We start from the raw sequence: 1031 nt of genomic DNA, 5'->3' as shown, positions 1-1031 counted from the left end.
GCCGGCGCGCCCCGACTTCGCCCCGGCGGCGACCACCGGCCCCGTACCGCAGCGGGTCCAGGCCCTTCTGTCGGCCCCGCCCGCCCCGCGCCGCGCCGCACCCTGGATCGCCGTCCTCCTGGTTTTCTGTGCCGCCGTCTCGTGTGTCGCCTCGGCGACCGGGGTGATCGACTTCCACCACCGGGTCGAGGTCGCCCAGGGTGAGGAGAGCCGCTGAGCGCAGCCCTTGCCGGCGGCCGGCCGGAGAGGGAAGGGTAAGCCCACCTGCCGTCCGCAGTGACTGGCGCCCGCGAAGTTTTACGTATAACCTCACGCGCTAACCATGCCCACCGAAAGGCTCCGATGAGACGCGTCGCCCTGGTCACCCTCGTCGTCGACGACTACGACGAGGCGATCCGCTTCTACACCGAGGCGCTCGGGTTCCGGATCGCCGAGGACGAGCCCCGCCCGGACGGCTCGCGCTGGGTCGTGGTCGAACCGGGCACGGAGACGGCCGGCACCGGACTGCTGCTCGCCCGGGCCAGGAACGAGGACCAGCGGGCCAGGGTCGGCGACCAGACCGGGGGCCGCGTCGGGTTCTTCCTGCACACCGACGACTTCGCCCGCGACCACGCCCGGATGACCGCCGCCGGGGTGACCTTCCTGGAGGAGCCGCGGCACGAGCCGTACGGCAGCGTCGCGGTCTTCCGGGACCTGTACGGCAACCGCTGGGACCTGCTCCAGCCCGCCGGCTGAGCATCCTCCCGCCACAGCTCTTCCCGCCACTTCGAACCACCCGTCCAAGGAAAGAACCGCCATGACCGCTACGCGCGTAGACGCCGAAGTGATCCGCCGCCTGCCCAAGGCCGTCCTGCACGACCACCTCGACGGCGGCCTGCGCCCCGCCACCGTCGTCGAGCTCGCGGCCGCGGTCGGCCACACCCTGCCCGCCACCGACCCCGACGAGCTCGCCGCCGGGGCCTTGGAGGGGGCGAACTCCGGGGAACTGGTGGGGGCCCTATCCACCGTCGAGACCCACCGCGCGCGAGAGG

At 72.9% G+C, this 1031-nt stretch carries 1 protein-coding gene and 2 pseudogenes; all 3 read left to right on the top strand.

Annotated elements, in window-relative coordinates; translation table 11 throughout:
- Window positions 1-217, top strand: a pseudogene (locus tag ACFW2E_RS47810) (M56 family peptidase); the annotation flags it as partial.
- Window positions 218-342: 125 nt separating this feature from the next.
- Window positions 343-735: a VOC family protein gene (locus ACFW2E_RS47805; protein WP_384478674.1), complete on the top strand. Its 393-nt coding sequence runs from the start codon at window positions 343-345 to the stop codon at window positions 733-735.
- Window positions 736-796: 61 nt separating this feature from the next.
- Window positions 797-1031 (top strand): annotated as a pseudogene (locus ACFW2E_RS47800) (adenosine deaminase); the annotation flags it as partial.

It is taken from the genome of Streptomyces sp. NPDC058964, from assembly GCF_042741275.1.
GTDB lineage: Bacteria > Actinomycetota > Actinomycetes > Streptomycetales > Streptomycetaceae > Streptomyces.
The sequence above is the reverse complement of the archived record's forward strand: the minus strand, read 5'-3'. Positions and strand labels throughout refer to the sequence as shown.